A 13,323-nucleotide genomic window follows, 5' to 3' on the forward strand; every position below is an offset into this window, starting at 1 on the left:
CGGCCCTGGTACTGGTGAGCAGGTGGGCAGGGCCAGGAGAAAACCGCGCCGGGTGGCTGGCATTGGTATACCCTTGCAGTGGGCTTTACCTGGGCCAGCTCTTCGGCTAATTCTATGGATGTTACCCTGCAATTTTTAGGGGCCGCGCATTGCGTCACCGGCTCCAAATACCTGCTTACCCTCGATGACCACACCCCGCCACCCCGCCGGGTGCTGGTGGACTGCGGCCTGTTTCAGGGGCTGAAGGAGCTGCGCCTGCGCAACCGCGAGCCGCTGCCGCTGCCCGCCGCCGACGTGGAGCTGGTCATCCTCACCCACGCCCACATCGACCACAGCGGCTACCTGCCCAAGCTGGTGCGCGACGGCTTCCGGGGCCGCGTCCTGTGCACCGAGGCCACGGCCGACCTGCTCAGCATCATGCTCCTCGACTCGGCCAAGCTCCAGGAAGAAGAAGCCGCCTACGCCAACCAAAAAGGCTACTCCCGGCACCACCCGGCCGAGCCGCTCTACACCCAGGCCGACGTGGAGCACCTGCTGCCGCTGGTAGAAACCGTGGCCTACGATGCCCCCGTTACCCTGCTCGACGGCCTGCTCACGCTCACCTTCCGCGATGCCGGCCACATCCTGGGCTCGGCCATTGTGGAACTGGCCGTGCAGGGCGCGCAGCAGCGCAAGCAGCTGGTGTTTTCCGGCGACCTGGGCCGCTACGACAACCCGGTGCTGTTCGACCCCACGCCCATTGCCACGGCCGACGTGCTGCTGGTCGAGTCTACCTACGGCGACCGGGATGCCCGCATCGAGGACCCCGAAGCCGAGCTGGTTAAGGTGGTGACCGGGGCATTGGCCCGGGGCGGCGTGCTGCTCATCGCCGCCTTTTCGGTGGGCCGCACCCAAACCCTGCTCTACTACCTCAAGAAGCTCATGGCCGCCGGCCGCGTGCCCAGGGTGCCGGTGTATGTGGACAGCCCAATGGGCATCCGCGTGTCGGACCTGTACCCGCGCCACCCGGCCGCCCACCGCCTCGGCGACGGCAATATGTTTGACTTTCCGGGTATGCGCTTCGTCACCGAAGCGCGGGAATCGAAGGGGCTGAACGCGAAAACCGGGCCGGCCATCATCATCTCCTCCAGCGGCATGTGCACCGGTGGGCGCATCGTGCACCACCTCTTCAACCGCCTGCCCCGGCCCCAGGACACGCTGCTGCTCGTGGGCTACCAGGCGGAGGGCACCCGGGGCCGCAGCTTACAAAACGGCGAAAAGGAAATCAAAATATTTGGCGAGCTGGTGCCCGTGCGCTGCCAGGTGAAGCAGCTCGACGGCTTCTCGGCCCACGCCGACCGCTCGGAGCTGCTACGCTGGCTCGGCCAGTTTCAGGCCCCGCCCAAACGCACCTTTATCGTGCATGGCGAGCCCGCGCCCGCCGAGGCCCTGGCCAAAACCCTGCGCGAAGGCCAGGGCTGGCCCAACGTGGAAGTGCCCGACTACCTGGAAAGGAAAGTGCTGTTTACCGGCATTTAGCGTAGTTTTCGGGCCGCTGCACCTGAATGGAGGCGGGGTAGGGCTGGTAGTCGCACCTGGTAGGGCTTGCCCCAACCAAGTCATTAACTAATTGCTGTTAAAGTAATTGCGCTAGCAAGCAACCAGGCTGCTATCGGCGGCCGAAGGAAATGCGAAGTTTCTGAACCGTAGCCACCCCCCTAAAATACGACTGATTTTCCCCTCTTCGGGTAGCCTCTAAGCACGGCCAGCGCTCCTGCCGCCGCGCCATCGGTGAGCACAACGAAGTTGGGGGCTGTGGCAAGGCTGCGCAAGGGGGGCGCAGCCCAGTGAACAGCAACTCATTTTTGCGGCAGCCATAGACTAGTAACACCGCCGCCCAGCCAGCAGGCGTGGGCAGCGGCACTACCAGCGGTTTGTGTATTCATAGCAGCCAGCTTGTTCAGCTGGCTACCGGCAAGTGGGGGACTCCTGCCGGCTTTAGTTATGGAGTGGTGCTGCAAGGTGGGCAGGCAACTCAACCAGCCACATGACAAACGTCAGCTAATTACTTGACAATCTTCCTGGTACCGACCCGGGCGGCCCGATAGTTTTGCGACACCTGGTAGTCAAAATTCAACTCTTCTTTCGCCTCGCTACCACCTTACCTGGTGGGGCCAGCGCCACGTGGCACAAGGCCTGGCAACCCGCCTCTCGCGTAGGCTAGCGGCTAGTGCGGCTGGCCCGGCGGCTGGCCTGGCCTTTTGCCTAAACTACTATGATACCTAGCCATTACTTACGCGCGCGCGCTGCTTTTGGTGGGCGCGCAAAGGCACTGCATTCGCCTGCATTCGCCTTTTCTGCTGCCCGCCAGCTGCTTGCCACGGCCAATGCTGCCCCTTTGCCAACCGCTGCCCTGGCCGCCAATGCGGCGGTGCTGCTGGTGCTGCTGCCGCAGGCAGGCACGGCCCGGCCGGTGCGGGCGGCCACGCTGGCGGCCCTGCAGGCCTTGCAGCAGCGGCTGGGGAGCCTTATCCGGGTGCTTGCGGTGGGCGATGACAGCCACCCGGCGGTGGTGTGCAGCTTTCAGCCGGCCGACTTGCCGGCTTTTGTGCTGGTGCACCAGGGGGTGGAGCTGTGGCGGCAGCAGGGCCTACCCGAGGGCGAGTTTATTGTGCCCCAGCTGCTGGCCCGGCTTGCCGAGGCCAGCAATTAGGCCCTCGCCCTGGCTAGGGCGGCGGGCTTCGCTACGGGTTGCCTCCCAGTAGCTTCGCTGGGGCCTATTGGCTGGAATAGCAGCGCGTTATGACTTGCTTGCCCGTGCTTGTGCGCGGCTTCCCTGCCCGTAAGCGCTGCTTTTGGCCGGGGAGGGCGACTGGTGCGTCCTTATTTACTTGCTGCTGCTATGGGCTTGTATCACCTCCTTTACCAAAGCCAGGCGCGAGCGCCCTTCGACACGCCGGCGCTGACGGCCCTGCTGCACCAGGCCCGCGCCTTCAACCGCACGCACCACCTCTCGGGCCTGCTGCTGCACACGCCCGACGGGCGGTTTTTGCAGATTCTGGAGGGTGAGGAAGCCGTAGTGCGGGCGCTCTACTACGACCATATTGTGCCCGACCCGCGCCACCACCGCTGCCGGGTGCTGGGGGCCGGGGCCTGCGCCAGGCGCAACTTTGCCGACTGGAATATGGGCTTTCGGATAGCGACTGCCGAGGAATTGCACGCGCTGCTGGGGGCCGCCACGCCCTACGCGCAGGTGCTGTTTGCGCCACTGCCCCGCGTGCGCCCCGAGCTCACGCAGCTGCTCCTGGATTTTGTGGCGAATCAGGCGCCTGAGTCCGGCAGCTATTTGTAAGCCAATGGGTTACCGCTCGTGGCGGAAGGCTGAAATTTGTCACCGGAGGGGCTGATTTTCATCATGAGGCCGGCCTTGCGGGCAGCTAACCTTTGCCGTTGCCGCGCTTTTGAGCCGGTCGGGCTGCGTGCGTGGGCCTGTTTGCCCTCACTTCTTGCCAGCCAGCCCCCATTGCTCCGATTTCCGGCCGTTTGCTTTCTTCTCTGTGCCGGCAGTCTGCTGCTGGCGGTGCCGCAGTGCGGTTGCGTGCCCGCGCACGAGGCCCCGGCTGTGCCCGCCGTGGTGCAGGAGCCGGGGCCCGTGGCACCTTTCATCCGGCAGCTGCTGGCTTCGGCCCTTCCGGCTGGTGAGGCAGCGGGCGCACCCCCCGACGGGGAGCTGCGCGCTTTTTATGGGCCTGCGTGTGCCCCGGCCTGGGCCGACTCGGCCGGGCACCTGCGGGCCGATGCCCTAACCACCCTGGCGCTGCTGGCCCGCGCCGCCGAGCACGGCCTGCGCCCGGCCAACTACGGCGTGGCCTACTTGCAGGCGCTGCGCGATTCGCTGGCCCAGCCGGCGCTTCCACTCCGGCGGGGCTGGCAGCTGGCCCGGCTAGACGTGGCCCTGAGCCGGGCGGCGCTTCGCTTCGGCAGCGACCTGGGGCGCGGCCGGCTGCATCCGTACACCCCAACGGCGAAGGAAACGGCGGCCGGTGCCGCCGGGCAGCCGGCCGCCGGGCTGCGCGCGGCCCTGCACCGCCACGCGGTGCCGGCCGCGCTGCTGGCCAATGCCCCCGCCAACCGCGAATACCGCCAGCTGCAACGGGCCCTGGCCCAGTGGCTGGCCCGCCCGGTGGCCCCGGACTCGGCAGTGCTGCGGCAGCACCAGTACGAAAAGGTGGCCGTGAACCTGGAGCGCTGGCGCTGGGAGCCGCTGGCCGATTCGGGCTACGTGCTGATAAACGTGCCGGCCTACGAGCTGGTGGTGGTGGCCCCCGACTCGGTGGTGCGCCGCCACCGGGTAGTGGTGGGCGCGCCGCGCACCCCCACCCCCACGCTCAGCAGCCGCCTCACGCACTTTACGCTGGCCCCCGACTGGCACGTGCCCCGCTCCATTGCCACGCAGGAAATGCTGCCCCGCATCAAGCAAAACGTGGGCTACCTGGCGAGCCACAACTACGCCCTTTACGATGGCCGGGGGCGGCTGGTGAACCCGGCCCGCGTGAGCTGGGCCACCGTCACGGCCCGAAACTTTGCCTACACCATCCGGCAGTCGGCGGGCTGCGATAACTCGCTGGGCAACATTGTGTTTCGTTTTGCCAACCCGTATGCGGTGTATGTGCACGACACGCCGCAGCGCCAGTATTTTGCCCGCCCGGCGCGCGCCCTCAGCCACGGCTGCGTGCGGCTGCAAAACCCCATGCAGCTGGCCGAGTACCTGCTGCGCCGGGAGGGCAATACCGCGCCGCTGCCCTCCGACGAAGCGTGCGCCCGGCAGCCCCGCCCGCACGAGGTGCACCTGCGCCAGCCCATCGCCCTCTACATCCGCTACGCCACCTGCACCGCCGAAAACGGCCGCTTGCGCTTCCTGCCCGATATATATGGCCGCGATGCGGCCATCCGCCGTGGGCTGTTTGGGCCAGTCGCGGTAGCAAAATGAGCGGAAGCACGCTCCCCTTTCCGCTTAGTGCGCCACCTCCCTGCGCACTCCTTGCTCGCCCGGCCATCCGCTCTGCGGCTGGGGCCGTGTTGCTTCCCGAGGGCGGGCGGCCCGCGCTGCCGATGGCCGGGCCGCTGGTGCGGGATGAGCCGGAGAAATTTCTTCATTATTTCTTCACTTGACGAATGTCATGCGATGCGGCAATTCTTGTCATGGGGCCGGCCGCCGCCCTGGCAGACTTTTGTATCAATTTAATTTCTACCTGATTCTCAGCGCTATGCAAGCCCACACCCAAAGCCAGCTCGATGCCCTCCATGCCGCCGTGACGGCTTGCGAGCACTGCGCTACTGCCTGCCTGCAAGAAGCCGACGTGCGGACCCTGACCCGTTGCATCGCCCTCACCCGCGACTGCGCCGACGTGTGCGCCCTGGCCCTGCGCCTCGTGGCCCGCGACTCGGCGCACGCCGCGCCCCTGCTCGCGGCGGGTGCCGCCATCTGCGCCGCCTGCGCCGATGCGTGCAGCCAGCACGCGCACCTGCACTGCCAGCAGTGCGCGGAGGCCTGCCGCCGCTGTGCCTAGGGACCGCATCATATTAGTTAAAACGCTGATTTATAATTACTTATATTCAATTTGCCATGGCTACGCCCTACCTCCTCATTGCCCGCGCCAGCACCCTGGTGGAGGTGCACACCCACGAGCAGGTGGTGCGCCTGAGTGGCACCCTGGGCACGGCCACGGAAAAGAGCCCCGTTGTGGCCCTGGCCTACCAGACCGGGGCCTCCCACGGGGCTGCCCATGACTTGCAAGTGGCTCACTGGGCGCTGGGCGGCGCCTTGCGGCGCGAGAAGTTTGCGCCCCGCGCCGACGCGGCCATCGTCGGGGCCGTGCGCGCAGCCCTGCACCACAACCCGCGCGTGCGCTGCGCCGAAGCGCTGGTGCAGGCCCGGCAGGGCGTCGTGACGCTGGCCGGCACGGTGAGCAGCCTGCGCGCGCGCCAGGAAGCCGAGCGCGACGCCCGCCTCGTGGTGGGCGTGCACGATGTGCATAACCTGCTGAAAATAAGGTTTAAGCGCCCGGTGGCGGATACCGATATTCGCCAGGCCATTCTGGCCGCGCTGGTCCGCGACCCCTACCTGGGGCCCTTCTATTTTACCGTGCGCGTGCGCCACGGCCAGGCTACCTTGCACGGGCAGGTGGGCAGCGCCTTTGCGCGCGAGCGGGCCGGCGAGGTGGCCGCCGAAACCAGCGGCGTGCTGGCCGTGGCCAATCTGGTGCAGCAACCGGAGGCCACCCGCACCGACGAGTTTCCGGCCAGCCGGCCGGGAGCGGCGGAGCCCCGGCCGGCTGGCCCCGCCCCCCACGAGCCGCCGGCCGCCGCACGCGTTAAGCTCCTCGCCGATGCGTACCGCTAGCCGCCCCGCCGGGCGCGGCCAGCTGGGGGGCCGCCCAAATTCTTTCCCGCCCCCGGACCCGGCCAGCCGGCAGCTGGCGCGCGACGCCGACGCGACCATGATGGTAGCGGAAGGACACGAGTGCACCGGGTTGGTGGCGGACTCAGCCCGCTGGGCCGCGCGCCGCGAAGAAAACCGCCTACCCCAGTAGCGCACCAGCCTACGCATAACCCCGGCTGAGCAGGGCCAGCTGCTGGGCTGGCAGCCCGCTGGCTTTGCCATTCACCCACCCTTTTTTCTTTACCCCTATGGCTTCCCCCCTTGTCGTGCTGACCGATTTTTACGCCGTTACCAACCGGGCGCTGTCCTACGCGGCCGGGCTGGCGGTGCCCCTGCAGGCCGAGCTGGTGCTGCTGCACGCCCGCCACGACGTGCTGCTGGCCCCAGTTGGCCACAACTCCCACTCGCCCCTCAGCGACCACACTACCGACAAGGCCCTGCAAACGCTGGCCGCCGAGCAGCCCGTACCCACCCAGGTGGAGGTGTCGGACCGGGAGCTGCCCGAGGCCGTGCGCGCCGCCGTGCGCCACCACCACCCCCTGCTGCTGGTGCTGGGCCGGCCCGGCGGGGCCGATACGCCCGTGGAAATCATGACCGGCACGGCCATGGACCTGCTCACCACCGTGCCCTACCCGCTGCTGGTGGTGCCGGCCCCGGGCTGGGATGACTTCCCACCCCGCCGCCTGCTGCTGGCCGTTGACGGCGAGCCGTTTACGCTGCTTCAGCACCAGGACGTGCTGCGGCAATTGCTGCACGTGGCGGCCGGTACGCTGGCCGTGGTGCGGGTGGCCGATGACAGCCACGCCCGCCTGGGGGCCGAAGCCATCCTGCGCACCGTGGCCGCCAACAACCTGACCGATGAGCTGCCCCCCAGCCAGCTGCACGAAGTGCACAACCACTCGGTAGTGGGCGGCGTGCTGGCCGAAGCCGCCCGGCAGGATGCCGACCTGCTGGTGGTGGTGGCCCGCCGCCACAGCCTGCTGGGCAGCCTGTTCCACCGCAGCGTTACGGCCCAGCTGCTGGAGCGCAGCGCTATTCCGGTGCTGGTGCTGCCCGCCGAAGATTAGCCCAGCTATTCTACACAACTTCTTGTTTGTCAAATACTTATTATGGCTCCTTCCTTTGTTGTCTTGGTCAACCTCTCGGTGGCGGCCGGGCAGGCGGCCCGCTACGCCGCCGTGCTGGGGGCACCGCTGCGCGTGCGCCTGGAGCTGCTTACGATAGACCAGTACGCCGTGCTTCCCCCCGAGCTGTCGTATGCCCCGGGGGCGGCCCGCCCCCGGTCGCAGACCACCACGGAAGCCGCTTTGCGGACGCTGGCCCACCGCCTGCCCGCGCCTGCCGAAGCAACCGTGCTCACGGCCCCGCTGCCCGATGCGCTGCAACAAGCCATTGCCCGCCACCACCCGCTGCTGCTGGCCCTGGGCCTGAGCCCCGAGCAGGGCTTGGTCGACTACCTGCTGCGCAACCACGTGCTGCCCGTGCTGCGCGCTACCCACCAGCCGCTGCTGCTGGTGCCCGAAGCCAGCCCGCCCCCCAGCCTGCCGCGCCGCGTGCTGGTAGCCATTGATGACGACTACTTCGCCCTCAGTGCCACCGCCCTGGCCCTGGCCCCGCTGCTGGCGAGCTGGCCGGCGGCTTTTTCGGTGATGCACGTGCGGCCCGTTGCGGCCGGGGCCGAGCGGCCCGGCCGCTATGAGCTGCTGGGCGAACCGCTGCGCGCGCTGCTGCCGGTGGCCGCACCGGTGGCGCTGTGCGCCAGTGCCGGCCACGGCGCGGCCGCCGGCATCCTGCACGCCGTGGCCGTGGCGCAGGCCGATTTGCTGGTGCTCATTGCCCGGCCCCGCAGCTTTCTGGGCCGGTTGTTTCACCGCAGCGTCACGGCGCAGGTGCTGCGCGGCTGCCCCGTGCCGGTGCTGCTGCTGCCCGCCGAGGCCCCAGACCAGCCCGACTACATGCCCCGCATGAGCTGACCAGCGGCACCGCCTCCACTGGTCGTTTTTCCTCCCTTCTGGCTGTTACAAGCCCCTTATTTTCAGTTGTATGCTGCTGCCCGCTTTTCTGTTTTCGGCCCTGCTCATTGGCACGCTGGTCGCGGTGCGCCTGCACTACCTCACCACGCAGTAGCAGCCTGGCCCAGGTGCTCGCCCGCGCCCAGCGCCAGCCCACTGCCTTTTGCCCCGCGCTGGAAAACCACCGGCTGCGCGGCGTTATCGGCCAGGGCAGCCTCACCGGGTTTCGGGCCATCCGGGCCGCCCTCCGCCACCAGCTGCCCCGGCGGTCGGCCTTCTCTTTCCATTCCATTTCACTTCGCTATGAAACCTACCCTGCTCGTTCTCACCGATTCTTCGCCCGCCGCCGCGCGGGCCCGGGCCTACGCCGCCGTGCTGGCCGCCCCGCTGGGGGCCGAGGTGCACCTGCTGCACGTGTACCCCACGCCGCCCATGACCACGCGAGTAGGTGTGCTGATGGAGGCCACCAACGCCCGCTACGTGCAGCGCGAGCGCCGCGCCCTGGAAGCCGTGGCCGCCGCTATGCCCGTGCCCACCACCGCCACCACCGTGGCCAGCCTCTGGGAAGAGGCCGTGCAGCAAGCCCTGGCGCGGCATCAGCCGCTGCTGCTCATCGCCGGCCTCACAGCCACCGACAGCCGGCTGGACGAGTGGCTCAGCAACCGCGCCCTGCCGCTGGCCCACGAAACGGGCTACCCCCTGCTGCTGGTGCCCGAGCACTTGCCCACCGCCGCCCTGCGCCCACCCGGCTGCCTGGCCCTGGCCGTGCGCGACCAGTTCTTCACCCTCACGCCCCAGGCCCTGGCCCTGCGCCCGCTGCTGGCGGCCCTGGCTGCGGCCGTAGTGCCCGTAACCGTAGCCCGGCCCGATGAGCCTACCGCGGGCCAGCAAGGCCTCGCCGCAGCCCAGGAATGCGGCCTGACCCCAGCGCTGGCCGGCAGCACCCTGTACCGGGTGGTAGCCGAAGCGCCGGCCGCTGGCCTGCGGCAAGCCGTGACAGAGCTGGCGGCCGATGTGCTGGTGCTGCTCGACCCCGGCCACGGCTGGGTGGCCAAGCTATTCGGCACCAACGTCATTGGGGAGGTGCTGCGGCACACGCCGGTGCCGGTGCTGCTGCTGGCTACCCAGGAAAACGGGGTGGCGTAAGCGACCCGTTTGCGCCGTCCGGGCGATACCCTCACCTACTAGTTCACTTCCACCCCCCAGCTGCTCATGGCTCTTTCCCTCCTTGTCTTCGCGGGTTTTTACCCGCCCGCCCGCCGCGCCATTCAGTATGCCGACATTCTGGCCCAGGCCGTGGAGGGCCGGCTGGTGCTGCTGCACGTCAACCGCGCCTCCATGCTGGACCCCAACAACTTGGTGGCCCAGGGCTACCGTCAGCAGGAGCTGGCGCGCCAGACCGATACGGCCGCCATTCTCTACCAGCAGGCTGAAGGCCTGCAAACCACGGCCACCGTGGAAGTGGCCACCGACCTGCTGCCGGCCGTGGCCCAGGACCTGGCCCACCGCTACCAGCCGGCGCTGTTTGTGCTCAGCCAGGCCGATGAGGACCGCCCCGCCGCCGCCGACCTGCTCACCTCGTGCGTGGACATTCTGCGGGCCGGCAGCTACCCGCTGCTGGTAGTGTCGCCCACCGCCCCGGCCGAGCACCCACCCCGCCGCATCCTCATCGCCGCCGACCGCGAACCGTTTGCGCTGGCGGCGGAAGCCGACGCCATGCGCCAGCTGCTGGCCCTGCCCGGCGTCGAGGTCATGGTGGCCCACGTGTCGAGCGGCGTGGAGGACGACGAAGGCTGTGCCCTGGCCCTGCGGGCAGTAGAGGCCAGTGGCCTGGTAGAGGGGCTGCCTACGCCAGAGCTGCGGGGCTACCAGTACAAGGAGTATGCGCAAGGGGTGCTGGCCGCCGCCCGCGATTGCCACGCCGACCTCGTAGTGGTGCTGGCCCGCCAGCGCAGCTACCTCGGCGACTTGTTTCACCGCAGCGTCACGGCCCAGCTGCTGGAAACCTGCCCGGTACCCGTGCTGGTGCTGCCCACCGCGGCGGCAGTCCCCACCACCGAAGCGCCCAGCTACGCCACCGCCACCGCCGCCGGCTACGCCAACACCGTACTCACGGGCCTGCTGCCGGCCGCCTGACGCAAGCCCCCTGCCGGGGCCAGTGCTGCTGCCCGGCGCTCAGCCAGCTGGCTGGCCCCGGCTGGTTTGCGGCAGGCCAGCGCTGCCGCTTCGAGGGCCCCAGTGACCCGGCCGATGAAGCCGATTACCTTGTCCGCGCCACTCGGGGGCAAACCACCCCGCCGGCTCGCCGCCCGCGCCGACTTCGGCCTTGCGGGCTTGTTGCCGGCCACGGGTAGCCAGGCTCGGGCGAGTGGGCCGCCGCTTGACAAACGTCAGCTGCCAAGCTAATTATCGTCAGGAATTTACCTGCGGGCGTGGTCGAATTTTGCCTCCGCATTCCTGCCGTTCATTTTCCCTTATTTTGTGCATGCCCCTGATTGCCAGCCGGTACCGAACTATCCTCCTGCTCGTTGGGCCGCCTGGGCGCTGGCTGCTGCCCATGCTGGCAACGCTGGGATTGCTGGCCGGCTGCCGGGACAAGGCCGAGCGGGTGAGACCGGTCTGGTCGGCTATCTCGGAGTCGGTGTACGCGGCCGGCACCGTCAAGAGCGGGCGGCAGTACCAGGCATTTGCCAGCGCCGGCGGCGTTATCCAGGCGGTGCTGGTGCGCGAGGGCGACTCGGTGCGGGTGGGCACCCCGCTGCTCTCCATTACCAGCGACGTGCAGCAGCTGAACCAGGAAAACGCCGCCCTGGCCGCCCGCTACGGGGCCGTGGCCGCCAACCAAAGCCAGCTGGAGGCTGCCCGCCAGCGCATCGCGCTGCAACGCCGCACCATGCAGAACGACCTGTTGCAGCGCACCCGGCAGCGGCAGCTCTGGCAGCAAACCATCGGCACGCAGCTGGCGCTGGAGCAAAAGGAGCTGGCCTACGCCGGCTCTCGCACCGCCTACGAGTCGGCCGTGCTCAGCTACCAGACGCTCCAAAAGCAGCTCGATTTCGCCGCCGCGCAGGCCCGCAAAAACCTTCAGATTGCCCAAAAGCAGGCCAGCGATTTTGTGCTGCGCAGCAAAGTCAACGGCATCGTGTACCAGCTCTACCGCGAAAAGGGCGAGGCCGTGACGCCCCAAACGCCGCTGGCCCTGCTGGGCGACGCCCGCCACTTTGTGCTCGAAATGCAGGTGGACGAGTCCGACATCGTAAAAATCCGCCCCGGCCAGCTGGTTTTAGTAACCCTGGACAGCTACAAGGGGCAGGTATTCACGGCCCGCGTCAGCACCATTTCGCCGATGATGAATTCCACCAGCCGCACGTTTGAGGTAGCTGCGGCCTTCGTGCGCCAGCCGCCGGTGCTGTACCCGTTCGTGAGCTTCGAGGCCAACATCGTGCTGCAAACCAAGGCTAAAGCCCTGCTCATTCCGCGCCGTTTGCTGGTGAACGACTCCACCGTTTTGAAGAGCAACGGGCAGCTGGCGCGGGTGAAAACCGGCCTGCGCGACTACCAGATGGTGGAAATTCTGGCGGGCCTCACGCCCGCCGACGAACTCACGGCCCCCGCGCAATGAAGCTGCCCCTACTCTACGACGTGGCCCTGGCGCTGCTGCTGGCCCGCGGGCGGCAGTCGCTGGTGGCGGCCATCGGGGTCACGTTCAGCATCACCATGTTTATTGCGCTGCTCGGCTTCATGTCGGGCCTCAACCAGCTGCTCGACGGGCTGGTGCTCAACCGCACGCCCCACATCCGCCTCTACAACGAGGTGCAGCCGGCCCCGCAGCAGCCCATCGACCGCTACACCGGCCTTGACGTTGGCCCCGCGCGGCCGCACAATTTCATCCGCTCCATCAAGCCCAGCAACGAGCTGCCGCGCATTCACAACGCCGGGGCCATCATTGCGGCCCTGCGCCACGACCCGCGCGTGCGCGGCGTGGCCCCCAAAACCCAGGCCCAGGTGTTCTACAACGTGGGCACCATCAACCTCACCGGCACCATCAGCGGCATTGAGGTGGCGCAGGAAGACCAGCTCTTTGCCTTCGGCGACTACGTGACGGCCGGCAACCCGCTCAGCCTCAACACCGTGGCCAACAGTATTATCCTCGGCAAAGGGGCCGCCGATATCATGCTGGTGGGCGTGGGCGACATGGTACAAATCACCACCGTGAAGGGCAGCCGCGTGCAGCTCAAGGTGGTCGGCCTGTTCCAGTCGGGCCTGCTCGAAGTGGATAAAGTGCAGAGCTACACCTCCCTCACCACCGCCCAGAAGCTGCTCGGCGAAGCCAACAACTACGTCACCGACATTCAGGTGAAGCTCTGCGATTTCACCCTGGCCCCGCCCCTGGCCCAGGAATACGCGCAGCACTACGAGGTGCAGGCCCTGGACATTCAAACCGCCAATTCGCAGTTCGAAACCGGCACCTTCATCCGCAACCTCATTTCGTACGCCGTGGGCATCACGCTGCTCATTGTGGCGGGCTTCGGGATTTATAACATCCTGAACATGATGATTTACGAGAAGATGGACACCATTGCCATCCTCAAGGCCATGGGGTTTGCGGGGGCCGATGTGCAGCGGCTGTTCGTGGTGGTGGCGCTGGCCATCGGGCTGTCGGGCGGGGCGGCGGGGCTGCTGTTCGGGTTCGGGCTTACGGTCGCGATTTCCCACGTGCCGTTTCATCCGGCCTCGCTGCCCACGGTGCATTTTTACCCGGTCAGTTTCAACCCGGTTTTCTACGGCATCGCGGCGGTGTTCGCGCTCATTACCACCTATTTGGCGGGCTATTTTCCGGCCCGCAAGGCCAGCCGGGTCGACCCGGTCGACATCATCCGAGGCAAGTAA

The 13,323-nt window shown here is 67.8% G+C and carries 14 protein-coding genes; 13 read left to right on the top strand and 1 reads right to left on the bottom strand.

Going from position 1 to position 13,323, the window contains the following annotated elements; translation table 11 throughout:
* Positions 1-114: 114 nt before the first annotated feature.
* From QMK33_RS15200 to QMK33_RS15240, 9 genes are all read left to right on the top strand, one after another.
* Entirely contained in the window at positions 115-1,518 is a 1,404-nt protein-coding gene (locus tag QMK33_RS15200; RefSeq protein WP_283565459.1) for an MBL fold metallo-hydrolase RNA specificity domain-containing protein, read from the top strand.
* Between the two features lie 859 nt (positions 1,519-2,377).
* Positions 2,378-2,692, top strand: coding sequence for a thioredoxin (locus tag QMK33_RS15205; RefSeq protein ID WP_283565460.1), 315 nt, complete (start codon positions 2,378-2,380; stop codon positions 2,690-2,692).
* 189 nt (positions 2,693-2,881) lie between these two features.
* Positions 2,882-3,331 carry a BLUF domain-containing protein gene (locus tag QMK33_RS15210; protein WP_283565461.1) on the top strand — a complete coding sequence of 150 codons (450 nt, stop codon included), beginning with the start codon at positions 2,882-2,884 and terminating at the stop codon, positions 3,329-3,331.
* A 171-nt stretch (positions 3,332-3,502) separates the two neighbouring features.
* A complete protein-coding gene (locus tag QMK33_RS15215) occupies positions 3,503-4,969 on the top strand; it encodes a L,D-transpeptidase family protein (RefSeq protein WP_283565462.1) in 1,467 nt (488 codons plus the stop codon).
* 277 nt (positions 4,970-5,246) lie between these two features.
* Complete coding sequence (locus QMK33_RS15220; RefSeq protein ID WP_283565463.1) at positions 5,247-5,549, top strand: four-helix bundle copper-binding protein; 303 nt, start codon at positions 5,247-5,249, stop codon at positions 5,547-5,549.
* Positions 5,550-5,605: 56 nt separating this feature from the next.
* Entirely contained in the window at positions 5,606-6,382 is a 777-nt protein-coding gene (locus tag QMK33_RS15225) for a BON domain-containing protein (RefSeq protein ID WP_283565464.1), read from the top strand.
* Positions 6,369-6,572 carry a hypothetical protein gene (locus QMK33_RS15230; protein ID WP_283565465.1) on the top strand — a complete coding sequence of 68 codons (204 nt, stop codon included), beginning with the start codon at positions 6,369-6,371 and terminating at the stop codon, positions 6,570-6,572. Before QMK33_RS15225 ends, QMK33_RS15230 begins: the two co-directional genes overlap by 14 nt.
* A 97-nt stretch (positions 6,573-6,669) precedes the next feature.
* On the top strand, positions 6,670-7,488 hold the full coding sequence (locus QMK33_RS15235) for a universal stress protein (protein WP_283565466.1): 819 nt from the start codon (positions 6,670-6,672) through the stop codon (positions 7,486-7,488).
* A gap of 42 nt (positions 7,489-7,530) precedes the next feature.
* A complete protein-coding gene (locus QMK33_RS15240) occupies positions 7,531-8,394 on the top strand; it encodes a universal stress protein (protein WP_283565467.1) in 864 nt (287 codons plus the stop codon).
* A 140-nt stretch (positions 8,395-8,534) separates the two neighbouring features.
* On the opposite strand, the gene QMK33_RS15245 is transcribed toward QMK33_RS15240, so the two are convergent.
* Entirely contained in the window at positions 8,535-8,720 is a 186-nt protein-coding gene (locus tag QMK33_RS15245) for a hypothetical protein (protein ID WP_283565468.1), read from the bottom strand.
* 16 nt (positions 8,721-8,736) lie between these two features.
* Here QMK33_RS15245 and QMK33_RS15250 point away from each other — a divergent pair, with 16 nt between their 5' ends.
* The 4 genes from QMK33_RS15250 (at position 8,737) to QMK33_RS15265 (ending at position 13,323) form a co-directional block, all read left to right on the top strand.
* The gene (locus QMK33_RS15250; protein ID WP_283565469.1) at positions 8,737-9,579 is read left to right on the top strand and encodes a universal stress protein; all 843 of its coding nucleotides are present in this window, start codon (positions 8,737-8,739) and stop codon (positions 9,577-9,579) included.
* A gap of 66 nt (positions 9,580-9,645) precedes the next feature.
* Positions 9,646-10,569: a universal stress protein gene (locus tag QMK33_RS15255; RefSeq protein ID WP_283565470.1), complete on the top strand. Its 924-nt coding sequence runs from the start codon at positions 9,646-9,648 to the stop codon at positions 10,567-10,569.
* Between the two features lie 349 nt (positions 10,570-10,918).
* Positions 10,919-12,055 (top strand): efflux RND transporter periplasmic adaptor subunit, encoded by a 1,137-nt coding sequence (locus QMK33_RS15260; RefSeq protein ID WP_283565471.1) that lies wholly within the window; start codon positions 10,919-10,921, stop codon positions 12,053-12,055.
* The gene (locus QMK33_RS15265; RefSeq protein WP_283565472.1) at positions 12,052-13,323 is read left to right on the top strand and encodes an ABC transporter permease; all 1,272 of its coding nucleotides are present in this window, start codon (positions 12,052-12,054) and stop codon (positions 13,321-13,323) included. The genes QMK33_RS15260 and QMK33_RS15265 overlap by 4 nt, the downstream gene beginning before the upstream one ends.

This window comes from Hymenobacter sp. H14-R3 (assembly GCF_030063445.1).
In the GTDB taxonomy this organism is placed as follows: Bacteria; Bacteroidota; Bacteroidia; order Cytophagales; family Hymenobacteraceae; genus Hymenobacter.

What these genes read in the sequence shown, in the direction of transcription:
- QMK33_RS15240 (WP_283565467.1), top strand. Translation starts at nt 7,531, where the DNA reads ATGGCTCCTTCCTTTGTTGTCTTGGTCAACCTCTCGGTGGCGGCCGGG.
- QMK33_RS15245 (WP_283565468.1), bottom strand. Translation starts at nt 8,720, where the DNA reads ATGGAAAGAGAAGGCCGACCGCCGGGGCAGCTGGTGGCGGAGGGCGGC.
- QMK33_RS15230 (WP_283565465.1), top strand. Translation starts at nt 6,369, where the DNA reads ATGCGTACCGCTAGCCGCCCCGCCGGGCGCGGCCAGCTGGGGGGCCGC.
- QMK33_RS15255 (WP_283565470.1), top strand. Translation starts at nt 9,646, where the DNA reads ATGGCTCTTTCCCTCCTTGTCTTCGCGGGTTTTTACCCGCCCGCCCGC.
- QMK33_RS15220 (WP_283565463.1), top strand. Translation starts at nt 5,247, where the DNA reads ATGCAAGCCCACACCCAAAGCCAGCTCGATGCCCTCCATGCCGCCGTG.
- QMK33_RS15225 (WP_283565464.1), top strand. Translation starts at nt 5,606, where the DNA reads ATGGCTACGCCCTACCTCCTCATTGCCCGCGCCAGCACCCTGGTGGAG.
- QMK33_RS15250 (WP_283565469.1), top strand. Translation starts at nt 8,737, where the DNA reads ATGAAACCTACCCTGCTCGTTCTCACCGATTCTTCGCCCGCCGCCGCG.
- QMK33_RS15265 (WP_283565472.1), top strand. Translation starts at nt 12,052, where the DNA reads ATGAAGCTGCCCCTACTCTACGACGTGGCCCTGGCGCTGCTGCTGGCC.
- QMK33_RS15210 (WP_283565461.1), top strand. Translation starts at nt 2,882, where the DNA reads ATGGGCTTGTATCACCTCCTTTACCAAAGCCAGGCGCGAGCGCCCTTC.
- QMK33_RS15235 (WP_283565466.1), top strand. Translation starts at nt 6,670, where the DNA reads ATGGCTTCCCCCCTTGTCGTGCTGACCGATTTTTACGCCGTTACCAAC.
- QMK33_RS15260 (WP_283565471.1), top strand. Translation starts at nt 10,919, where the DNA reads ATGCCCCTGATTGCCAGCCGGTACCGAACTATCCTCCTGCTCGTTGGG.
- QMK33_RS15200 (WP_283565459.1), top strand. Translation starts at nt 115, where the DNA reads ATGGATGTTACCCTGCAATTTTTAGGGGCCGCGCATTGCGTCACCGGC.